The organism is Nocardia sp. NPDC059195, assembly GCF_042754695.1.
Taxonomy (GTDB): domain Bacteria; phylum Actinomycetota; class Actinomycetes; order Mycobacteriales; family Mycobacteriaceae; genus Nocardia.
This window is the reverse complement of sequence record NZ_JBHZBG010000015.1, coordinates 96,815-120,552: the sequence shown is the minus strand read 5'-3', so window position 1 is coordinate 120,552 and position 23,738 is coordinate 96,815. Positions and strand designations below refer to the sequence as shown.

14 protein-coding genes are annotated in these 23,738 nt (G+C 67.2%); 5 read left to right on the top strand and 9 right to left on the bottom strand.

Translation table 11 applies throughout. The features are described from left to right. On the top strand, positions 1 to 6,546 hold the full coding sequence (locus ACFXKN_RS20330) for a putative T7SS-secreted protein (RefSeq protein WP_378965848.1): 6,546 nt from the start codon (positions 1 to 3) through the stop codon (positions 6,544 to 6,546). 5 nt (positions 6,547 to 6,551) lie between these two features. After that, a complete protein-coding gene (locus ACFXKN_RS20325; RefSeq protein ID WP_378965854.1) occupies positions 6,552 to 6,911 on the top strand; it encodes a hypothetical protein in 360 nt (119 codons plus the stop codon). 39 nt (positions 6,912 to 6,950) lie between these two features. On the opposite strand, the gene hisG is transcribed toward ACFXKN_RS20325, so the two are convergent. The 8 genes from hisG to metH form a co-directional block, all read right to left on the bottom strand. Next, positions 6,951 to 7,802: an ATP phosphoribosyltransferase gene (gene hisG / locus ACFXKN_RS20320; RefSeq protein WP_378919606.1), complete on the bottom strand. Its 852-nt coding sequence runs from the start codon at positions 7,800 to 7,802 to the stop codon at positions 6,951 to 6,953. A gap of 57 nt (positions 7,803 to 7,859) precedes the next feature. Then, complete coding sequence (locus ACFXKN_RS20315) at positions 7,860 to 8,141, bottom strand: phosphoribosyl-ATP diphosphatase (RefSeq protein ID WP_174562637.1); 282 nt, start codon at positions 8,139 to 8,141, stop codon at positions 7,860 to 7,862. A 55-nt stretch (positions 8,142 to 8,196) separates the two neighbouring features. Then, entirely contained in the window at positions 8,197 to 10,017 is a 1,821-nt protein-coding gene (locus tag ACFXKN_RS20310) for a choline/carnitine O-acyltransferase (RefSeq protein WP_378965865.1), read from the bottom strand. A gap of 9 nt (positions 10,018 to 10,026) precedes the next feature. Further along, positions 10,027 to 10,842 carry a class I SAM-dependent methyltransferase gene (locus ACFXKN_RS20305; protein ID WP_378965867.1) on the bottom strand — a complete coding sequence of 272 codons (816 nt, stop codon included), beginning with the start codon at positions 10,840 to 10,842 and terminating at the stop codon, positions 10,027 to 10,029. 12 nt (positions 10,843 to 10,854) lie between these two features. Then, the gene (locus tag ACFXKN_RS20300) at positions 10,855 to 11,718 is read right to left on the bottom strand and encodes an arpA protein (protein ID WP_378965871.1); all 864 of its coding nucleotides are present in this window, start codon (positions 11,716 to 11,718) and stop codon (positions 10,855 to 10,857) included. A gap of 179 nt (positions 11,719 to 11,897) precedes the next feature. Then, entirely contained in the window at positions 11,898 to 12,569 is a 672-nt protein-coding gene (locus tag ACFXKN_RS20295; RefSeq protein ID WP_378965876.1) for an HAD family hydrolase, read from the bottom strand. Positions 12,570 to 12,650: 81 nt separating this feature from the next. Beyond that, positions 12,651 to 14,516 (bottom strand): protein kinase, encoded by a 1,866-nt coding sequence (locus ACFXKN_RS20290; protein WP_379433596.1) that lies wholly within the window; start codon positions 14,514 to 14,516, stop codon positions 12,651 to 12,653. A 232-nt stretch (positions 14,517 to 14,748) separates the two neighbouring features. Then, positions 14,749 to 18,345 (bottom strand): methionine synthase, encoded by a 3,597-nt coding sequence (gene metH, locus ACFXKN_RS20285; RefSeq protein WP_379433595.1) that lies wholly within the window; start codon positions 18,343 to 18,345, stop codon positions 14,749 to 14,751. Between the two features lie 192 nt (positions 18,346 to 18,537). On the opposite strand from metH, the gene ACFXKN_RS20280 reads away from it, so the two are divergent. Together ACFXKN_RS20280 and ACFXKN_RS20275 are read left to right on the top strand one after the other, a co-directional pair. Continuing rightward, positions 18,538 to 19,368, top strand: a complete 831-nt coding sequence (locus tag ACFXKN_RS20280; RefSeq protein ID WP_378966605.1) for a PAC2 family protein — start codon at positions 18,538 to 18,540, stop codon at positions 19,366 to 19,368. 72 nt (positions 19,369 to 19,440) lie between these two features. Then, on the top strand, positions 19,441 to 22,005 hold the full coding sequence (locus ACFXKN_RS20275; RefSeq protein WP_379433594.1) for an AMP-binding protein: 2,565 nt from the start codon (positions 19,441 to 19,443) through the stop codon (positions 22,003 to 22,005). Here ACFXKN_RS20275 and ACFXKN_RS20270 read toward each other — a convergent pair. Continuing rightward, positions 21,907 to 22,212 carry a hypothetical protein gene (locus ACFXKN_RS20270; protein ID WP_056809962.1) on the bottom strand — a complete coding sequence of 102 codons (306 nt, stop codon included), beginning with the start codon at positions 22,210 to 22,212 and terminating at the stop codon, positions 21,907 to 21,909. The genes ACFXKN_RS20275 and ACFXKN_RS20270 overlap by 99 nt on opposite strands. A gap of 348 nt (positions 22,213 to 22,560) precedes the next feature. Between ACFXKN_RS20270 and ACFXKN_RS20265 the strand changes: the two genes are divergently transcribed. Beyond that, positions 22,561 to 23,700, top strand: a complete 1,140-nt coding sequence (locus ACFXKN_RS20265) for an XRE family transcriptional regulator (protein WP_378965915.1) — start codon at positions 22,561 to 22,563, stop codon at positions 23,698 to 23,700. Positions 23,701 to 23,738 lie beyond the last annotated feature (38 nt).

The following is a 23,738-nucleotide window of genomic DNA, read 5'->3' as shown; positions in this document are numbered from 1 at the left end:
GTGGGACTCGGCGATTTCATCGACAAAGTCGGAAGCGCGATCGAGGACGGTGTCGAGGATTTCGTCGAGGGCGCCGGGGAGGTCATCGATGACGGCCTCGACGTGGTCGGCGACGCGGCCGGGTATGTCGGGCTGGACAGTGTCGACAACGCACTCGACGATCTGGGCGACAATATCGCCTCCGCGACAGGCGGCGATGTCGAAGAGGAAGAACTCGGCCAGACCGAGGACCCCAAAGAACTGATCCTGGGCGAGCCATCCGAAATCGGCTCCACCGCGGAGACATTGAAGAAGATGGCCGCGGCGATCGAGTCGACCGGTCAGGCACTGCAGAAGATCGACGCTGCCGATTGGACCGGCAAGGGCGCGGACGCGTTCAACGAGGTCTACGACAAACAGCCGAAACTCTGGTTCGACGGCGGCGATGCCATGACGGCGGCGGCCGGCGCCCTGGAAGCGTGGCAGAACGAGGTCAAAGCCGCGCAGGACAAGGCGGGCACTGCCATCGAAAAGTGGAAGGCCGCCCACGCCGAGGAAGTCCGGCAGAAGAACTGGTGGAACTCGCTGACGGGCGAGCAGCAGCAACAGAATCCCCTGGTCGACACCTGGACGTCGCTACGCAACGAAGCGCGAGAGATTCTGCGGGGCGCTCGAATTCAGCGTGACAACGGCGCATCGATCGCCGACGGCGCCTTGGCCGCGGCCACCGAGAAGGCGCCGAAGGAACCCCCTTTCAGCGAACGGTGGATAGCCAATATCTCCGATCTCGGTGGAGTACTCGAGCACGGTGCGCTGAATTTCTACGCCGGATTGCTGACCAGCCTGACGGGGCTCGTGCAGTTCGTGCGCCAGGTGAATCCGACCGACATCTACAACATCACCCACCCGGCCGACTACGTCAAAGGGTTGTCCAATCTCGGCACCGGACTCGTTGTCGCCGTGGCGGATCCCGGCGCGACCGTCGACGCGATCCTGAAGGATGCCAGGGCAAACCCGTTCGAGTTCGTCGGTGCGCTCACTGGCGATGCGCTGCTCACCGCCGCCACCGGTGGTGGGGGTAGCGCGAAATTCGCCATCAGTGCCTTTAAGAAGGCCACCAATGCGGGCAGGCGGCTTCCCGACGGCGGTTCCGGTCCGAGCCCGCACCGCCCGAACCCGACCGGCGAAGGCGCCCCGACCAGGGAGACCGACCCGGCTGGGCAGACCAGCCAACGTCAAGGCGCCGGCCTGCCGGATTCCGATCGAGGGCCGGCACCGGAAGGGCGCCCGGTCGAGGGAGCACCGCAACGAGAAGCACCGACCCAGCGAACCGAGGACACCGGCGACGGTTACTCGCCGACACCGGAACACGCCGAGCCGCGGCACTCCGATCCGCCGGCGCGGACCGATCACGACCAGCCGTCACCTACTACCGAAACCCCTAGCAGCACACCCGATCCCGAACCCACCCGACAGCCCGAACCCACTCAGACGCCGGACCGCGGCCCTGATGCCGACCCACAAACGAGTCGACCGGAACCGCGCCCGGAAGCGGCGAGCACGTCGAACCCAGACTCGACGCCCTCCCAACGCGCAGATCAAACACCAACCCAACAGACCGACCACACACCGACCCAACGCACCGATCCGACCCTCGATCAGCAAACTGATCGCACCCCGACTCACCGCACCGACCCGACACCAACCCAACAGACCGACCACACACCAACCCAACGCACCGAGCCGGCGTCGACTCACCAGACGAATCCGGATTCACCATCGACACCGCACGCGGACTCGCCCGGCTCACAGGCGGATTACGACACGACATCGCACACGGATCAGGACACCGCACCGACTCAGCACAGCGATCCCGACCGAACATCCCGGGAGGACGGCTCGGCGTCAGAAGCCCGGCCGAACCCCGCCGGTCACACGAACGACGCCCCGGCTGGCATCGACACCCGACCGACTGGGCACGCGGATCCGACGTCACAGACATCGAGCCCCACGACACCTGTCGCAGGCTGGCAACCAGGTCACAGCATCAGCCCCGACAACGGTCCCGCACATCGACCGAACCCCGACGCACAACCAGCGCGCAATCCCGGCGCCACCCCGGCCGGGCCGTCCCACACGCCGCAATCACCCCGCGCCGAATCGACACCACAACGGCCACACCACGATCCAGGTGCCGGACCCCAGAAGACCCCGGAGTCTCCGCGCGCAGGCGCGGCACTCGACCCGACCGTGCGCGGGAACGGGAATTCGCCACTGACCGCCGGACCCCACCCGGATTCCCCCACCAGGTCGACGCCAGGGCACCCGCCGACACGCGCAGAGGCCGAAGCCCCATCCCGTGCACACCCCGAGGCCAACGACCGAGGACCGGATCACGACCCGGACACACCCCGCGATCGCACTGACGGACGCACCCCAGAGCATGAACCGGCGCCGAAAGATCGCACGCCCGACCGTGATCCGAGCGCGCCTACCGATCGCACACCGGACCGGGATTCGGACGCGCCCACCGACCGAACACCACACCGCGACACCGACAACGATCACGACTCCCCCACCGAGCGCGACCGAGACACCGACAATGATCGCGATACCCCGACAGCACAGGACCGCGCCGACGGCGACCGCGACGCGCACGATGAGGCACGCAAGTCCGGCGCCGAACACGATCGGACGCCCGACCAGAAGACCTGTTCCACCGATCCGGTCGACATCAGTACCGGGGAATTCCTGCTCCCCGAAACCGATGTGGAGCTGGCCGGGGTCCTGCCACTGGTGCTGCGACGCTCGCATCATTCGAATTACCGCTTCGGTCGCTGGTTCGGCCGTTCGTGGTCGGGAACTCTGGATGCCCGGGTTGCCGTCTCGGACGCGGGTGTCACTTTCATCGGCGAGGACGGCATCATGCTGGCCTACCCGCACGCCGAGGCAGGCGAGCCGGTCCGGCCGCTGACCGACGGCCAAGCCTGGTCGTTGACCCGCACCGACTCCGGCGGCTACCGAGTGTGGGATCAACGGCGGGAACTGATCTGGCATTTCGCACCCGAACCACATCTGGACGGTCTCGAAACCATCCTCGGAAATTACGCGATATCGGCGATCACCGACCGGCACCACAACCGCATCCGGTTCCACTACGACGCCGACGGTGTTCCGGTCGAGGTCTCGCACTCCGGCGGTTACCGGGTCCGCATCGATTCCGCGCACGGCCGTATCACCGGTCTCGCCTTGATCACCGATGATCCGAGCCTCGGCGAGATGACGGTTCCACTGCGCGAATTCGGCTATACCGCAGGTCAATTGACGACGGTGACCAATGCCGTCACGGCGATGACGCACTATACCTACGACGGCGACCACCGCATGACGTCCTGGACCGACTCGAACGGCAGCCGGATGGTGAACACCTACGCGGAGTCAGGTCGCGTGATCCACCAGCGCGGCAGTGCGGGAATCTTGAACTGCGACTTCGAATACGTGGAGTTTCCGGGCGGCGCGGGCAGACTGACCGCCGTCACCGACTCCGTCGGCGCTGTCACGACCCACGGTTTCGATCGCGATCTGCGGTTGCGCGACCTCGTCACCCCCGATGGTGGCCGTTACCACACCGACTACAACGCCGAACGCAAGCCGTTGACCGTCACCGGCCCCGACCCGGCGACTACCACCACCTACCGCTACAACGGCGCGGGTGATCCGGAGGAGATCATTCGGCCCGACGGTGTCCCGATCGAGTACGAGTACGCCTGGCGGAACCGGCCGACCACGATCACCACGGCAGACGGTTCGGTACACCGCCGCGAATGGTCCGAGAACGGCGACCTGACGGCCGCGATCGACCCGCGCGAAAACCGCATCGAGTTCACCTACCACCCGTCCGGGGCACTGGCGAGTGTGCTGGTCGACGGCGTACTGACAACCGTGCACACCGATGCCGCCGGATTGCCGATCGCCATTGTCGATCCGCTCGGCGCGACGACGCGCATCGAACGCGACTCCGCGGGGCGCCCGGTGCGATCGGTCGATCCCGCAGGCGCGCTCACGCAGTACGAATGGTCGCCGGCCGGAAGTCTGCTCCGCAGAACGGATCCCGACGGCCGCACCGAATCGTGGGCTTACGACGGTGAGGGCAACATCATCTCGCGGACCGATCGTGCGGGTGGGGTCACCGAGTATTCCTACGGCGCTTTCGATCTGCTGCGGTCGCGCCGCGATGCCGACGGGTCGGTCACCCGCTACGCGTGGGATTCCGAGCGCAGACTCACGACCGTCCACAATCCGCTCGGCCAGAGCTGGATCTACGAGTACGACAAGGCCGGGCGGCTGATCGCCGAAACCGATTACAGCGCAGCCACTACCGCCTATACCTGGGACTCGGCGGGGCGAGTCGCCACCGTCACCCCGGCAACCGGGGTCACCCGTCATCACAGGTACGACATCCTGGGCAGGCGCACCGAGATCGTGACCGATGACGGCGATTGGATCCGCCACACCTATGATCCGGCGGGCCGAATCCTCACCGCACACACCGGAACCGGCGCTGCGCAGCAGCACGTACTCGAATACACCTACAGCACCACCGGATTGCTCGCCTCGGAGCAGGTCGATACCCGGCCGCCGATGCAGTTCACCTACGACCGGCACGGGCGCCGGATCGGCCGCACCAGCCCGACCGGCGCCGAAACCCAGTGGCATCACGACCTGGTCGGCCGTGTCGACCGCATCGGCAGCGGAGTCGGCGCCATCACCTTCGAGTACAACCTCGCCGGCCACCTCACTCGCTGGCGCACCGGGGAGATCGCGGTCGATCGACACGTCACCGCGCACGGACATCTCGTCGGTCAGGAAGTGACCGCCTTCCCCACCCGGCTCGTTTCCCTCGACCTCGACCAACCCGCGCGTCCGGCGCCACGGCGCGTGCGCCGCGACGAATTCGTTTACCGCGCAGATGAATATCTCACCGCCCAGACGACAAGCCGCCCCGGCGCCGCGGCGCTGCGGCGCGATTACACGCTCGACTCCATGGGCCGTGTCACCGACGTCCGGCACAACAACCACGTCACCGAGCACTACCGCTACGACCCGCTCGGCAATGTCACCGACAGCGCCTCGGAAACCTCGGCCGCGCACCGCGACTATCGCGACAACTTGCTCGTCCACGACGGCCACAGCCACTACGGCTACGACCTCGCGGGCCGGCTCATCCGCAAGACCACCGGCGAACACACCTGGCACTACCGATACAACAGCTTCGACCGGCTCACCGACGTCTACACCCCCGACCAGCAGTGGTGGCAGTACACCTACGACGCCCTCGGTCGCCGCACCACCAAACAGCACCTCGCCGCAGACGGCACCGTCCTCGAACGCACCGACTACACCTGGGACGACACCCACCTGATCGAAAGCACGACCGCGACGGTGACAACCCGCTGGGAACACCGTCCCGGCACCCACACCCCGCTCACCCAAACAATCGACCGGCCTTCACGCGAGTTCTGCGCGATCATCACCGACCTAGTCGGCACACCGACAGAACTGGTCGACCCCACCACCGGCGAAACCACCGCCACCGCGACCACAGATCTCTGGGGCCAGACCACCTGGCACGGCCGCACCAGCACTCCCCTACGCTTCCCCGGCCAATTCCACGACCCCGAATCCGGGCTCCACTACAACCTCCACCGCGTCTACGACCCCCACACCGCCCGCTACCTCACCCGAGACCCCCTCGGCCTATCCCCCGCCCCCAACCCCAACATCTACCCCCGCAACCCCCAGTCATGGAGCGACCCCCTCGGACTGATTCCGGACGAGTGCAAAGACCCAGCACCCGATTCCGACGGTGACAAAACCCCCGACCCCAACCACGTCGCTCCCACCGACCCCGTTCCCACACACCCCACCGTCAATACGGGCCAACCCACCATCACGCCGGAAACGGTCCCCGATCCCAACACAACCCAGGGCACTGGGCAGGCAGGATCCAGTGACGGGGACAACGCCCCGAATACCCCTGAGTCCGCCGATGAAGTCTTGCTGCGCGAGCAAATAGAGATCTACGACGGCCTCGGCGATACGCCTCCACGGATCGACATGGCCGCTAACGACGCCAACCATGTCGCCGATGGCGCGCACTCTCTGGAGCGCCACGGTCCAGACGTGCCGTTGAACCGGGGTGACGCCCCGCAAGGAGACCGCACTATCGAGGGCCGAATCTTTGGCGACCCGCCGTGGGGTAACCAACAAAACTGGTCATATCGCTGGCTCGACCGAGAAACGATGAACAGCACCGTAAACGACTATCTTCGGGCTAACTGGGATGCCATTCGTAGCGACCTCGCATTAGACGGCCGCCACAGAGCTGTTTTCGACGCGGGCCGCCCTACCGGATTGGGGTTCTACAACGAAGGCATGTACTCACCCGGGCCACGGTCGGCGCACCTCCACCATGCTCGCAATGCCGCAGTAGTATTCGAGCTGATCCCGGGCAGTCCACCATCGTTCATGGTCATCACCGCATACCCGGCGGGAGTACTATCCTGATGGGCGTGGATATCCCGGAAGCACTACGTGCGCGAATGAACCAACCGCGTCCTCCCGCGATCGACCAGGTGCGCGAATTCTTGATTTGCCACGTTGCAGACATCGACGGCCTCGACGATCTCCGGATGGACATTGCCCGAACAGCACGGCTCAATCGGCGGACGGTGCTTCGCGATGCCGAAGCAATCGAAACGCTACTGTCCACCCCTCAACCGCCAGGAACTCTCTCGTGGATGGTTGCCGCCAACGGCAACTGGGTCCTCGAAGACGAAACCTCCGACGACTTGGCGGCCGACTGGTTGCGTGGACTCGCGACACTCATTCGCGAGGTTGTCCAAGAATCCGATGGTCAGCGCAACGGCTGATCATCGGATCCGGCGCGGGCCCCGGCAGCCCGCCTGGACTCAGAAAGCTCGGCAGGAGCGGATGTCGGTGGCGAGGATGGCCTTGGCGCCGAGGTCGGCGAGACGGTCCATCAGTTCGTTGCCCTGCTTACGCGGGACGAGCGCCCGAACGGCGACCCAGTCGGGGTCGGTGAGGGGCGAAACGGTCGGCGACTCGAGGCCGGGGGTGATCGCGACGGCCTGGTCGAACAGGGACTTGGGGCAGTCGTAGTCGAGCATCAGGTATTGCTGGGCGAAGACGACGCCCTGGATGCGGTTGATGAGCTGGTTGCGGGCACGGTCGTCGCGGTCGGAACCGGTACGTTCGATGAGGACGCCTTCGGAGTCGCACAGGGACTCGCCGAACGCGATCAGGTTGTGCTGACGCAGGGTGCGGCCGGAGCCGACCACGTCGGCGATGGCATCGGCGACACCGAGCTGGATCGAGATCTCGACCGCGCCGTCGAGGCGGATCACCTCGGCCTCGATGCCGAAGCGGGCGAGGTCGGCGCGGACCAGGTTCGGGTAGGAGGTGGCGATGCGCTTGCCCGCGAGGTCCTCGACCTTCCAGTCCTCGCCTGCCGGGGCCGCGTAGCGGAAGCTGGAGCGGCCGAAACCGAGCGACAGCCGTTCGCTGACCGGGGAGCCGGAGTCCAGGGCCAGGTCGCGGCCGGTGATGCCGAGGTCGAGCTCACCGGAGCCGACGTAGATGGCGATGTCTTTGGGACGAAGGAAGAAGAACTCGACCTGATTGGCGGGATCGAGAACGGTCAGATCGCGGGAGTCGGTCCGCTTGCGATATCCGGCCTCGCTCAGGATCGAGGTGGCGGATTCAGACAGCGAGCCCTTGTTGGGAACGGCGACGCGCAACATGGGATAGGGGTCCTTTCGGGGGAAGTGGAGAACGTGTCGATCGGGACGGATCCGCCGTCACAGATGTCGGTACACGTCCTCGAGCTTCAGCCCACGACCCAGCATCATCACCTGGACCCAGTACAGCAGCTGGGAGATCTCCTCGGCGAGCGCCTCATCGCTCTCGTGCTCAGCGGCCAGCCAGATCTCACCGGCTTCCTCCAGGACCTTCTTGCCCTGGAAATGAACGCCTGCGTCCAGCGCGGCCACGGTGCCAGACCCCTCAGGACGGGTCTGGGCACGCTCGGTCAGCTCGGCGAACAGGGATTCGAAGTTCTTCACGAGTAGAGATTGTTTCATACCCGACCCAGCGGTTTTCCCGGCGCACCGCGAGGTGCGGCGCGCCGGGAAACGATCACGCCGGTTCGGACAGCAGTTCGCGCAGGTCGGCTACGGCCGTGCGCAGGTGATCGGCGAAGGCGTACATCTGGTCGGACACCGACTTCGGGGTGGCCAGGTAGATGTTCCACCGGTCCGGCAGCAGCACGTAGGCGATGCCGATGCAGCGCGGGCTGGTCGAGCCGAAACCGAAGTAGCGGATGTACTTCGACGGGGCCGAACTGGTCGACAGGTAGTCGTCGCGCATGATCGTCCAGCCGGGGCTGTCGAACAGCGCGATCCGCTCATCGGCGACGCCGAGCTGTTCGCCGCGGCGGCGCTGGATCCACTCCAGTTCCCACAGGTGCTGCTCGGGCGCCTGCCCGGCTTGGCAGTCCTTGGCGCGCGCCACGTGGGCGGACGCGGCGGTGCGCGCCGCGGCCAGCTTCGTCGCGGTGTCGGCGTCGTCGGACACCATCGCGTCGACGAACGACACCATCTCCGGGGTCACCACCCGCATGGCCTCGGTGCGGCCGTTGCGGAACTGCCGGGTGGCGATGGATTCGTAGGTCGCGCCGGTGAGCCCCTTGCTGCGCCGGTGGGCGAGCTGGTAGCTGAGCTGTGCGAAAGCATCGGGTGAGATGCCCAGCTTCTTGGCCTCGCCGGTCCCGAAGTCGTCGAAGGACACCAGCGTGGTGGCCGTATCGGCGGCGAAGCGGGCGAAGTCGGCACCCGCCGCGGCGATGTCGGCGCGGGCGGCCGAGTCGAGGACGAACTCGATCGGCTCCACCGAGGGCAGTCCCTGCGACTGCGCCCCGCTGGTGGCCGCGTGGTCCTGGGTACTCCGTTCGAGCAGTGTGTCGACGAAGGACAGCACGGTGGTGCCGTCGAGCCCGCAGTGCTCGATATTGATGCCGGCCTGACCGTCGGCGAAGACGATGAACGACACCGACTTGTCGAAGTAGCGGTTGCCGCTGTCGCCGTGGAGCAGCTGGTCGCAGGCGTGCAGTTCGTCGCGGGGTGCGAAGTCCTCCAGGCACACCGAGAACAGCGCCGTCTCCACCGCGTCGAACGCCTCGACGTTGGCGGGCTCGGTGCGCAGCACTTCCCGGCTGCGCGCCCAGGCCGCACGGGCTTTGGTGGTGAGATGCCCGACCGAGGTGTCGGTCGCGGCGGGCTTGGTGCCGCCCTTGATCACCGCGCGCAGCCCGTCGACCACATCCTCGAACGCGTACGGCGCGCCGTCGCCGCCGATGACATCCATCCGGAAGATGTTGCCGCGATAGAAGACCGCGATATGACGCGCGTCCGAGGGGCCTGGCCATTGGGGGCTGTAGGGCTTGCGGACACTGTCCTGGATCTCGCCCGGGATCCGGGTCTCGGAGAACAGGTACTCGTTCTGCCACATCGACAGCGGCTGCCCGCGCTGGGTCACCGGCGGAATCTTCTCCGCGTCCAGCGCCAGCTTGTAATCGACTGCCGCCCCGATGATCGCGGCTGCCCGCTCGGTCTGCCCGGCGACGGTCGACGCTGCCAGGGGGGTGTCGTCACGGAACAGGAACACGAAGTTGGCGTTCAACGCGATCCGGTCTCGACGGCCCAGATACCGTGACGGCCAGAATTCGTCGAGCCAGCTGCCGACGCCGGGGGTGGCGTCGTATTCGGCCAGCGCGGCGTGCAGCGCGCGCCCCGCCCCACCGGGGCGCAGCAGCTCGGCTACCGCGCCCTCGGTGGTGGCGTATTCCTCGGCGCCGAGCAGGGGCTGACACCACTGCAGGAACCGCGCGCAACTGTCGTCCAGTGTCGGCAGCGGTACCCGGGGCAGCGTGTCTTCGGCGGCGAACGTGGGTTGGTTCAATCCAAGTCCTCAGGTCTCGATGGGATGCGGGCGGGACAGGAACAGGTTGGCGTAGAGCCAGCCTTCGGCTTCGTGGTCGGTGGTGTCGATTCCCTTGGCCGCCAACGCATCCAGTACCTGTTCGCGTTCCTGCGCCGAGGCGAACCTCCGCTGCTGGAACATACCGGGACGCTGCTCGCTGCGATAGCCGAGCGCGGCCAGTTCCTCGGCGATGGGACCGAAATCGAACATCCGCAACACGAAATGCGCCATCCACGGTCGCTTGCGCGGATCGGCTTGGGCGACCCTGGACAGGGTTTTCTCGGTGATGTAGCCGACGCACCCGGTGGAGATCACCAGATCGGCGGAGGCGAGCACACGCCGCTGCGCCTCGGTGGGCTCGGTGGCCTCGAGGTCGGCGTGCACGTAGTCGTGCAGGAGTCCGGCGGCGTGGGCGTAGGTCAGCGCCGGGCGTGCGGCGTCCATCCCGATGAAGCGTACGTCGGGCATCAGATCGGCGCGCAACCGCTCCCGGTCCGCCGCGAGCAGCCCGATCTTGTCGGTGTCGGCGTGATCGCGGTAGTGCCCGGCCAATTCGTCGACGGTGGTGTCGCTGCGCAGCAGAGCCGCGTTCACCCCGTAGGAGCACCCCAGGTCGAGAACCGTCGGGATCCGGTCCGGCCGGGCGGCCCGCAGCTGGCGCAGCTGTTCGGCGAAGTGCGGCTTTGCCAGTTCCGGGATCCGGTAGTCCAGCTCGTTCATGCGCGCGAAATACGCACGTGGATCGGGACTTTCGTAGATGTCGTCGAAGGATGCTTTGCCGGTGGTGTGCAACGGAACGGACATGGGCGGTTCCTCTCAGTCGAGCAGTCGGTCACCTCGGACGGCGTCGGCCGCGGCGGCCACATGGTCGGGCAGGACACGGCCGAACAACTGCCTGGTGCGTTCGACCGTGCCGATCACCCCTGGTCGGTCCGTGTAGGCGAAAATCGCCGAATGTCGTTGTCCCGCACCGGCCACCTCGGTGACGCGATGCAGCGAGAAGCGGCCCTTGAACAGCTGCAGGTCGCCGGGGCGCAGTGCCAGCGCGCGGATGAGCCGGGTGCCCTCGCCGGTGAGCACGTCACGCACATCGTCGAGGTGCTCAGCGTGCGGGTCGCGGATATTGGGGCAGTACTCGAACACGCCGCCGGCTTCGGGCTTGCGGGTGAGCATGCTCACGGTGAATTCGTTGGTGTCGAAATGCCACGGATGCGACATCCCCGGCTCGACCACGTTCAGGCACAAACCCGCGAGGGGGTCGGCGAATTCGTGCAGATCGTCGAGTTCGAAGCAATCGGCGACGAACCGCTGGAACACCGGATCGGTGTAGAGACGCTGGATCAGCGCCTCGGCGGGGATGCGGTCGCGGGCCACGAAGGCGTTGCCGCGGTCGAGCACGATCCGCGCCGGATGGTCGGCGGGCAGGTCGGCGTCGAGGGGAATGTTGTAGGCATTGACCCGCTCCACTTTGTAGTGGGCGTGGGGTGCGATCGCCTCCCCCTCGGCGCGCAGCGTGTCGAGCAGCTGCGGCCGGATGAACTCACGCAGGACCGTACAGCCGTCCTCGGCCAGCTCGGCGCGGGCGGCTTCGATGGCCGCCTGCCTGCCCGAACCACCGAGATCGGTGAGTGGATACCGTGCGATGTCGACGATTTCGTCAAGCCCCCGCGTGCCCGTCATGTACCCAGTTTGCGGGAAAATTCGGACGCGCGCTCGCGGTTTCGACAAATCGGGCGTATCCCGGGAAGATCACAACCGTGCGAAATCAACTGTGCGGCAACAGTTTTCGCGAATTCCACCCAGGTTTCAGCCTTATCACGATAGGCTATTTCGCCTTATCTCGGTGAGCCCGCACAATTTCAGACGCGGGCGTCGAGAGCGGCACGCAGATCCGCTACCGACAAACCGATCAGCGACTCTCGGAATACCCGCCCCGGCGCCTCGGGAACCGCGATCTCGCACGGAATCACAATCAGACCGCAGCCCGCGCCCTGTGCGGCGAGCGAGCCGGTCGGCGAATCCTCGATCGCGACACAGTCGCCCGGGTCGACCCCGAGCAGTTCGGCGGCGCGGCGGTAGATGGCCGGATCGGGCTTGCCGTGCGCCACCTCGTCGCCGCAGACCGACGCGTCGAAGAAGTCGCGGCCGAGGGTGTCGAGGCCGTATTCGGTGAGCGAGCGTTTGGTATTGGTCACCAGCGCGCACTGCAGACCCGCCTCGCGCACCATCGCCAGTGCGTCCTTGGCGCCCGGACGCCACGGGATCGGGCCGAGCATCAACTCGGTGACCCGGCGCTCGAGGAACTCCCCCGCCTCGGCGGTCATCGCCGGTGTCGGGTCGACCCCGATGCCGTCGAAGAGCATGCGCAGCGCGTTCGGGCCGGAGGCGCCGATCAGTGCGTGGCGGACCTCGTCGGTCAGCTCGCGGCCGTGCTCGCGGGCGAGTTCGCGAACCGCTATGTCCCACAGCTTCTCCGAATCGAGCAGCGTGCCGTCCATGTCCCACAGCACCGCGGCCGGTCGCGCGCTCACCTGTTACTCGCCTCGTTCTCGTCACACATCGCCGGAGGTGACCGGCAGTCGCCGGACCCCGTTCAGGGTAACGGGTCAGCCTCAGACGCCCGATCCGGCGATCTGCAGGTTGCCCGCGTCGCCGGAGACCTGGATCCAGCGGTTCTCCGAGGTCACCGTGCCATTGGTCAGCTGGTAGGTGAGGGTGACGACTGCGCGGTTCTGGCCGCTGGGCGTGATGGAGCCGACAGTCACCGACCGCACCGACGACCAGAACGACGAGTACTGCCCGAACCCGCCGGTCTGCGCCTGGTAGCCGGGAGCGAGCTGCGCCCACGCCCCGCCGATATTGCCGGGGAGCATGCCGTAGTACCCGGCGACGAACTGGGTGATCCGGTCCGGGGTCGGCGGGCCGAAGGGTGTGGTGGTGATGGTCGTGCTGGTCGGATTCGGGGTGGTGGGGGTGGGCTTGGCCGAGGTGCTGGTCGGGGTCGCACCCGTGGTTGTCGCACCGCTGGGCACGGCCGCGGGTGGGGCCGACACGGTGATCGTTTCCTGCTCGGGCACGATGACGACGGTGCTCACCTTGCCGTCGACCACGGTCGTGACGGTGACCGGCGATGCCGGGATCTGTGCCTGCTGATCGGGTTCGCCGCCCCGGTCACGGGTGACCACCAGCACGACGAGCATGACCGTGAAGGCGGCGACGGCGGCGGCAAGCAGCAGGACGGCGCGGCTGTTGTTCGCGGGTTCGGTGCGCGACTGCGGGGCGGGGAACGCGGGAGGGACGCCGGCGGCGGAGGCCTGCGTCGGCCCGGCCGCCGCTCGGGCGCGGGTATCCGCCTCAGCGCCCGCACGTTCGACACCGCTCGAGTTCGGCGGGGTGGCGTCGCGCGGCCGCACCGAGCCAGGATCGCCCGCGCCCGCCTGACCGACCCCGCCCGATGCCGGTGTGCCCGTGGCCGCCGCCGTCGAGTTCCGTCCCGAGAAGGCCGAGCGGGCCGCCTTCCTCATGGCCAGGCCACTGCCGAACAGTGCGGCCGCACCGGATTTCGCCGCCGCTGTCCCGTTCGCGGGCTGCGGGGTCAGCGTCGTCGCCGCCTCACTTACCGGCAGAATCTTCGTCGCGGAGGCAGGAAGTGCCGGGACCCGGCCCGCCGCAACGTCTTCCAGCGCGATGCGGGCCTGCGCCATCGTCGGCCGGTCATCGACGGTCGCGGTCAGCAGCCACATCAGGACCGGAGCGAGCGGGCCCGCGTTCTTCGGCTCCGGCACCACACCGCGCGCGACGGCGTGCAGCACAGCCAGGGGGTTGTCGCCCTCACCGAACGGCGGCGCGCCTTCGGAGGCGGCGTACAGCGTGGAGCCGAGGGCGAATACGTCGGCGGCGGGCTTCGGGTTGTCGCCACGCGCGATTTCGGGCGCCAGGTACGCGGGGGTGCCCGCCAGGAAGCCGGTGGCGGTGACGGTGACGTCCCCGGTCGCGTGCGAGATGCCGAAGTCGGTGAGTTTGACCGTGCCGTCGTCGCCGACGAGCAGGTTGGCGGGTTTCACATCACGGTGCATGATCCCGGCATCGTGCGCGGCGGACAGCGCCGCTGCGGCCTGGGCACCGATCCCCGCCACCGCGATCGGCGGCAGGGTCACCCCGCCTGCCAGCTTCACCGCGAGGCTCGGGGCGTTCATGTATTCCATGACCAGCCACGGCTGGCCGTCCTCTTCGGCGACGTCGAAGACGGTGATGGCGTTGGGGTGGTGCAGGCGGGCCGCGATCCGGCCCTCCCGCATCGCGCGCAGTTTGCCTTCCAGCGCCTGCGTTCCGGTGAGACCAGGCGCGAGCAGCACTTGCTTCACCGCGACGGTGCGCCGCAGCCGGACGTCGGTGGCGCGCCACACGACTCCCATCGCACCCGTGCCGATCGGGTCGGTGAGTCGATAGCGTCCCGCGATCAACCGATCCGACGTCATATTCTGTGCCCCTCCTGCTTACCGCTGAGTCGTCTCGCCCTACGCGCCACAGCGGGATGAAACTTTCGAAAATCCTACGTGCTGAACTGCTTCGATCCTGTTGCGGGACAGCCCGGTCCATGGACCCAGCGCCGCATCGTGACCAGACTCACAAGCGCCACAACGACAATCGGACCGGCCCGCCGGGGCCGATCCGATCTGCCGACGCCTATTCATCTGTGCCTGAAGTGTGTCAGGCGTTGAAGTATTTCGCCTCCGGATGCAGCAGCACGAACGCGTCCGTCGACTGCTCGGGGTGCAGTTGCAGTTCTTCCGACAGCGTCACCCCGACCCGGCCCGCGTCGAGCAGGTCGACGAGCTTGGCGCGATCTTCGAGCTCCGGGCAGGCGCCGTAACCGAAGGAGTACCGCGCGCCCCGGTAACCGAGCTTGAAGTAGTCCTGCACATCGGCGGGGTCCTCGGCAGCCACGGACTTACCGTCGACGGTCAGTTCTTCCCGCACCCGGCGATGCCAGTACTCGGCCAGCGCCTCGGTGAGCTGCACACCGACACCGTGCACCTCGAGATAGTCGCGGTAGTTGTCGGCGGCGAACAGCGCGTTCGCGAAGTCGGCGATCGGCTGACCCATCGTGACCAGCTGGAACGGCAACACATCGACCTGCCCGGTCTCCCGGGCCCGCTCACGCGAACGGATGAAGTCGGAGATGCACAGGAACCGGTCCCGCTGCTGACGCGGGAAGGTGAACCGATACCGCTCCGGCGCATCAGGATTCGGCTCGGTCAAGACGATGACCTCGTCGCCGTCGGATACCGCGGGGAAGTACCCGTAGACCAAGGCCGCGTGTTGCAGCACACCCTCGGTGGCGAGCCGGTCGAGCCAGGCACGCAACCGCGGACGACCCTCGGTCTCCACCAGATCCTCGTAGGTGGGCCCTTCACCGGCACGCTGACCGCGCAGCCCCCACTGGCCGAGGAACAGCGCCCGCTCGTCGAGCAGACCCGAATACTCCGCCAGCGGCAGACCCTTCACCACCCGCGTGCCCCAGAACGGCGGCGTCGGCACGGGCAGATCCGCGGCGACATCGGAACGCTCGGGCACCACGATCGGCACTTCGGCGGCCTTGCGTTCGGCCGCGATCCGCTTGGACCGCTCGTGACGGGCCTTGCGCTCGGCGGCCTTCTCCTTGGCCGCGATCGCCGCGGGGCTGTCCGGGTCGAGGCCACCGCCACGCTTGACGGTCATGATCTCGTCCATCAACCGCAGGCCCTCGAACGCGTCGCGGGCGTAGTACACGTCGCCCTCGTAGACCTCGGTCAGGTCGTTCTCCACGTAGGAGCGGGTCAGCGCGGCGCCACCGAGCAGCACCGGGAACTGTTCGGCGACGCCCTTGGAGTTGAGTTCGCCGAGGTTCTCCTTCATCACGACCGTCGACTTCACCAGCAGCCCGGACATGCCGATCACGTCGGCCTTCTTGTCCTGCGCGGCGTCGAGGATGGTCGCGATGGGCTGTTTGATGCCGAGGTTGACCACCTCGTAGCCGTTGTTGGACAAGATGATGTCGACCAGGTTCTTGCCGATGTCGTGGACGTCGCCCTTCACCGTGGCCAGCACGATCCGGCCCTTGCCCGCGTCGTCGCTGGCCTCCATGTGCGGTTCCAGGTGCGCGACAGCGGTCTTCATCACCTCGGCAGACTGCAGCACGAACGGCAGCTGCATCTGGCCCGAACCGAACAGCTCACCGACGGTCTTCATGCCCGACAGCAGGGTCTCGTTGATGATCTGCAGCGGCGGCACCGTCTGCATCGCCTCGTCCAGATCGTCACCGAGGCCGTTGCGTTCACCGTCGACGATGCGCCGCTCGAGGCGCTCGAACAACGGCAGCAACGCCATCTCCTCCGCGCGCGAGGCCCGCGACGATGCCGTCGAGACACCCTCGAACAGCGCCATCAGCTTCTGCAGCGGGTCGTAGTCCTCGGTGCGGCGGTCATAGATCAGATCGAGGGCGACCTGCTGGTGCTCCTCGGGAATCCGGCTCATCGGCAGGATCTTCGACGCGTGCACGATCGCCGAATCCAGACCCGCTTGCACACATTCGTGCATGAACACCGAGTTCAGCACCTGCCGGGCGGCCGGATTCAGACCGAAGGAGATGTTCGACAGGCCCAGGGTGGTCTGCACCCGCGGGCGGCGGAGCTTGAGCTCGCGGATGGCCGCGATCGTCTCCGCACCATCCTTGCGCGACTCCTCCTGCCCGGTGCCGAGGGTGAAGGTCAAGGTGTCGACGATGATGTCGGACTCTTTCAAGCCCCAGTTGGTGGTGATGTCGTCGATGAGCCGTTCGGCGATCGCGACCTTGTGATCGGCGGTGCGCGCCTGACCCTGCTCGTCGATGGTCAACGCGACCACCGCGGCACCGTGCTCGGACACCAGGCGCATGATCTGCTGGAACCGCGAATCCGGGCCCGCGCCGTCCTCGTAGTTCACCGAGTTCACCGCACACCGACCGCCCAGGTGCTGCAGGCCGGCTTCCAGCACAGGCTGTTCGGTCGAGTCGATCATGATCGGCAGCGTCGAGGCGGTCGCCAGGCGCGACGCGAGTTCGTTCATGTCCACGGCACCGTCGCGACCGACGTAGTCGACGCACAGGTCGAGCATGTGCGCGCCGTCGCGGGTCTGGTCCTTGGCGATCTCGAGGCACCGCTGCCAGTCCTGCGCGAGCATCGCTTCACGGAAAGCCTTGGAGCCGTTGGCATTGGTGCGCTCGCCGATCATCATGATCGAGGCGTCCTGCTCGAACGGGACAGCGGTGTACATGCTCGACACGGCAGGCTCGTGCTCGGGGTGGCGACGATCGGTGATCGGGGGAAGAGTCTTCTCGACCTCGCGCACCGCCTCGGCGACCTGACGGATGTGCTCCGGGGTGGTGCCACAGCAACCACCGACCAGCGATAGACCGAACTCGGAGACGAACCCGCTCATCGCGATGGCGAGCTCTTCGGGGGTGAGCGGGTATTCCGCGCCGTTGGCACCGAGCACCGGCAGACCCGCGTTCGGCATCACCGATACCGGGATGTTCGCGTGCCGCGACAGGTGCCGCAGGTGCTCGCTCATCTCCGCCGGTCCGGTGGCGCAGTTCAGACCGATCATGTCGATGCCGAGCGGTTCCAGCGCGGTCAGCGCCGCGCCGATCTCACTACCGACCAGCATGGTGCCGGTGGTCTCCACGGTGACGTGGGTGATGATCGGGATCCGGCGGCCCGCCGCGATCATGGCCCGGCGGCTGCCGGTGATCGCGGCCTTGACCTGGAGCAGGTCCTGGCAGGTCTCGATGAGGATGGCGTCGGCGCCGCCGTCGAGCATGCCGAGCGCCGCTTCGGTGTAGGCATCACGCAGCGACACGAACGGCGCGTGACCCAGCGTCGGGAGCTTGGTGCCCGGCCCCATCGAGCCCAGCACATAGCGCGGGGTGCCGTCGGCCGACAGGCCCATCTCGTCGGCGACATCGCGGGCGATGCGGGTGCCGCGCTCGGACAGATCACGGATCCGGTCTTGAATGTCGTAGTCGGCGAGGTTGGGCAGGTTGCAGCCGAAAGTGTTGGTCTCCACCGCATCCGCACCCGCGGCGAAGTAGGCGCGGTGGATCTCGGCGAGCACATCGGGTCGAGTGTCGTTGAGGATCTCGTTGCAACCCTCGAGGCCACGGAAGTCGTCGAGCGACAGATCCGCGGCCTGCAACATCGTGCCCATCGCGCCGTCGCCGATGACGACACGCCGCCGCAGCGTGTCGAGGAGCGTGGTATCGAACCCGGTGGGCAAGGACGCAGACATGATTCAAGACTAGAGGGCGCCTCCGACGAACAAGACCACTGTGGGTGAATCGAGTGGCGTGGACCACTGTCCGCGGCGGAAACACGCAACAGCGTCGGTCACCGCAAAACAATTCGCACAAGACACTAGGCTGACCGGGTGGATGCCAGTGAGACCCCCGAGACGGAACTGCCGACGTTGCGCAATCCCGTCATGGTTGCCGCCTTCGAGGGCTGGAACGACGCCGGCGATGCCGCCAGTGGCGCCATCGAACATCTGGAGTTGATCTGGGATGCCGAGCCCCTGGCCGAACTCGATTCCGAGGACTACTACGACTACCAGGTGAACCGGCCGACGGTCCGTCAGGTCGACGGGGTGACCAGGGAGATCCAGTGGCCCTCGACCATGCTGTCGGTGTGTTCCCCGCCCGGCAGCGACCGTGACGTGGTCCTGCTGCGTGGCATCGAACCGAACATGAAATGGCGCAGTTTCTGCGATGACCTGCTCGAGTTCATCGAGCAACTCGGGGTGGAGACCGTCGTCATCCTCGGCGCGCTGCTGGCCGATACCCCGCACACCCGCCCGGTGCCGGTGACCGGTTCGGCCTACAGTCCCGAGGCCGCCGAGCGGTTCAATCTGGAACAGACCAGGTACGAGGGTCCGACCGGGATCACCGGGGTGTTGCAGGACCAGTGCGTGAAGGCCGGTGTGCCCGCGGTGTCGTTCTGGGCCGCGGTCCCGCACTACGTGTCGCAACCGCCGAACCCGAAGGCGACGATCGCGCTGCTGCACCGGGTCGAAGACGTCCTCGATATCGAGGTTCCGCTCGGTGAGCTGCCGAAACAGGCCGAGGAGTGGGAAGTCGCGGTCAACGAGATGACCCTCGGCGACGAGGAGATCAGCGAGTACGTGCGCTCGCTCGAGGAGCGCGGCGACGCCGCGATCGACCTCAACGAGACCATGTCCAAGATCGACGGCGACGCCATCGCGGCGGAGTTCGAGAAGTACCTGCGCCGGCGCGGGCCGGGCAGCTTCGGCCTCTAGTCCTCGTTCACCGGGAGTTCGCCGGGCAGGTAGCTCCCGGCCGCCGTCGGCACGCCGCTTAGACTTTTTCGCGTGCCAGCCCAGTCGATCGTCGCCCATCTACGTGGTTTCGACGACCGCATCGCAGTGCTGCACCATCCCGGTCCCGGGTCCATCGCATCGGTGACCTATGCCCAGCTCGGCGACCGTGTCGCGGAGTTCTCGGCCGGGCTGGGACCTGTCCGGCGGCTCGTCGCGCTCACCGCGGGCAATGATCTCGACTCCCTGGTCGCCTACCTCGGCGCGCTCGACGCGGGGTGCGCGGTGTTGCTGACCGGCGAGCTCACCGGTGAACTGACCGCAACCTACGACCCGGACGTGATCATCGATCGCGGCCGCGTCGTCGCGAACCGCGCGCAGTCGGCGCACCGGCTGCATCCGGAGCTGGCGCTGTTGCTCAGCACCTCCGGCTCGACCGGGTCGCCGAAGCTGGTGCGGCTGTCGGCGCACAACCTCACCGCCAACGCCGAGTCCATCGCCGAGTACCTCGACATCGGCCCGCACGATCGCGCGGCGACCACCCTGCCGCTGTTCTACTGTTACGGGCTGTCGGTCGTCCACAGTCATCTGCTGCGCGGTGCGAGCCTGCTGCTCACCGAGCGTTCGGTGCTCGAGCCCGAATTCTGGGACGAGTTCCGCGCGCACCGGGCCACCTCGTTCGCCGCGGTGCCCTATACCGTCGACCTTCTGGACCGGATCGGCTTCGCGCAGATGTCGCTGCCGGATCTGCGGTACGTGACCCAGGCGGGCGGCAGACTCGAACCGGCCAGGGTACGGACCTACGCGGAGCTCGGCGCGGCCGCGGGCTGGCGGTTCTTCGTGATGTACGGCCAGACCGAGGCCACCGCCCGAATGGCGTATTTGCCACCGGAATCGGCGGCCGAACACCCCGACTGCATCGGAATCCCCATTCCGGGCGGGCAGTTCACCCTGACACCGGTCGACGACGGCGCCGCCGAGGAACTCGTCTACCACGGCCCGAACGTGATGCTCGGCTACGCGCACGGCCCCGCCGACCTGGCGCTCGGCCGCACCGTCGACGCGCTGCGCACCGGCGATCTGGCCCGGCGCACCCCCGACGGGCTGTTCCAGATAGTCGGCAGGCGCAGTCGCTTCGCCAAACTGTTCGGCCTGCGCATCGACCTGGGCCGCATCGAATCAGAGCTGGCCACAGCCGGTTTCGTCGCCGCCTGCACCGACGACGGCACCCGGCTGATCGCGGCGACACTGCCCCGATCTTCTTCGTCTGCGACATCGCCTCGAGTGCACAGAGATGCGGCAGCGCGGCGGATCGCCGAGGTATCGGGACTGCCCGTCACCGCGATCAGCGTGACCGTCCTCGACGAACTACCGCGGCTGGCCACCGGCAAGATCGACTATCCAGCGGTGCGCGCGCTCGCGACCACGCCGGCGAGCCCGAGCGACGATATCGGCGTGATCTACGCCGACGCCCTCGGCCTGCCGATCGAGACGATCTCGCCCGCACACAGTTTCGCCGACCTGGGCGGCAGTTCCCTGAGTTACGTCACCGTCGCGGCCCGCCTGGAGCGTGTGCTCGGCACGCTGCCCACCGACTGGCCACAGCGCTCGATCGCCGACCTGCGACGATCACCGCGCACCCGCACCCGCTTCGGCCGGGCCCTCGATTCCTCGACAGCGTTGCGCGCGATCGGCATCGTGCTCATCCTCGGCTCCCACATCCAGCTGTTCGAATGGTGGGGTGCGGCACACGTGCTGCTCGCCGTGGCCGGCTACAACTTCGCGCGTTTCGCGGTGAGTTCGGCCCCGCGCGCCCGGCGACTCCAGCTCACCGGGCGGACCGTGGCGATGATCGCGGTGCCGACCGCACTCTGGGTACTGATCACGATGGCCTGGCAACCCGGCTACTACAGCTGGCAGAATGTGTTGCTGCTCAACAAGATTCTCGGACCGCGCAATGACACGGCCGGACACCTGTGGTTCCTCGAGGTGCTCGTGTACTGCACGGTGGCCGGCGCGCTGCTGATCCGGATCCCCCGGATCGACAGGTGGGAGCGGCGGGCGCCGTTCTGGTTCGCCCTCGGCCTGCTCGGCCTCACCCTCATCCTGCGCTGGCATTCGTTCGGGCTCTATCCCGAACGCGACATCGCGTTCTCACCGCTGGCCTGTTGGTACTTCGTTCTCGGCTGGGCCGGAGCGAAGGCGACGGCAGTCTGGCAGCGGCTGATCGTCAGCGCCGTGCTGCTGGCTGGTGTGCCCGGATATTTCGGCGTCACCGAGCGGGAACGCCTTGTCATGGTTGGCATTGCGATCTTGATCTGGCTGCCCGCGCTGCGCGTGCCCGCCGTCGTCGCCGTGGTGGCGGTGGCGGTGGCCGACAGCTCCTTGTTCGCGTATCTGCTGCACTGGCAGGTGTACCCGGTGTTCGGCGACCAGCGATTGCTCGCGCTGGTGGCCTGCCTGGCCGCTGGAGCGGCCACTACCGAGATGGCGGATCGGTGCAGGCGTCGGATCCCATGGCTAACGCTCCAGGGTCAGAACCTGAGCGGCCGCCTCGTGCGCCAGCTTCGCGATCAGCAGGTCACGCGGAATCGTCTGGCCCGCAAGGTGATCGAGTGACGGCACCACCACGTGGTGGGCGTCGGCCCGCTTCAATTCCTGGGTGAGCTCGGCGAATGCCGCACCGTCACCCGCGGGTGCTTCGTGGAACGTCGCGGCGAAACACATGCCCGCGGTGCGTGCGAGGCTGCGTAGCGCATCCTCCAATTGGTCGCTCTGGCCATCGGCCAAATCGTCGCGCAAGTATCCATAGATCAACGCTTCCACCCGAACCTCCGTTGGATTGGGATCGCTGTTCTGTTGTCGGACCTGTCTTGTACCGATCCCCCCGCGTCGCGCGGTGCGCCACGCGGGGGTACTGCGTTGCCCTGCAAGCTCTCCTGCAAAGCCGGTATCCGGTTGTCGCGCCGGACACCTTCTTACATCATGGACATTCGTGGCCCCCGGCAGCAGATGTCAATCCGATGACATCTACATGCCCTATCCGGGACGCCGAACGTTAACTGGTGGAATACTACCGCCGTGACCGCAACTGATGATCGACCCGTCTGGGCTGTTCGGATGCGCTCGGAACGTGACGCGAGGGGGTGGTCGCAAGGCGATGCCGTTCGCGCGATGCGTGCCAAGTCCTCCAGCAACCTGCCGACGGACAGTACCCTGCTGCGCAACTGGCGCCGTTGGGAATCCGGGGAATCGCGACCTGACGAGTTCTACGCGCCGATCATCGCGGCCGCGTTCGACACCGTCCCCGCCGCATTCTTCCCGAAGTCCCGCCCCAACCGGGATGACGAGCTGTTATCGGCAACCGGTATGGACACCCTCGAGTTCATCGGACGACTCAGAATGTCCGACGTCAACAGTGCGACACTGGACGCGGTGCGGATCACCGCCGAAAGGTTGTGCTGCGAATACGCCTACGCCGACCCCCACGTGCTGCACGCCGAGGGCACCGCCTGGCTGCGCCGCATCACCTCACTGCTCGACGGCAGACTCACCCTCAGCCAGCATCGGGAGATCCTCGTACTGGCCGGCTGGGTCGCGTTGCTGGTCGGTTGCGTCGACTACGATCTCGGCCGCCGAGGTGGCGCCGAGGCCACTCGCCGGGCCGCCGACTCACTCGGCCGCGAGGCGGGCAACACCGAGATCGTCGGGTGGGCCGCGGAGATGTCGGCGTGGTTCGCGTTGACGCAGGGCAACTTCCGTGGCGCGATCGATGTCTCGGAGAAGGCGATGGCAGGCACCACATCGTCGAGTGTCGGGGTGCAGTTGGCCGCGCAGCGCGCCAAGGGCTGGGCTCGGCTGGGTGACCACCGCGCGATGCAGACCGCCCTCGACGAGGGCAAGGCGATTCTGTCGCGGATGGGTCACCCGGCCGACCTGGCCAACCACTTCGTCGTCGACGCCACCAAGTTCGACTTCTACGCGATGGACTGCTGCCGGGTGGCCGGCCAGGACAGACTGGCCGAACGCTACGCCCGGCAGGTGATCAGCGATTCGACCCGACCCGATGGTTCGGTCCGCAATCCCATGCGGGTCTCGGAGGCGCGGCTGACCCTGGCTGTCGTCGCCGTGCGCGACCGCGATCTCGAGCGCGCGGTCGAGGAGGGCGTGGCGGCGTTCTCGGCGGGCCGCAAGTCGCTGCCCTCGCTGGCCTGGATCGCGGGCGAGGCAGCCAGGGAGATCATCGAACGGTACCCAGGAGATCAGCGCACCCAATCGTTCCTCGACCAGCTGCGATCGCTCAATGTCGGGTGAGTTCGCCCGGCGATGCCACGCCGATCGGGGACGGGTCC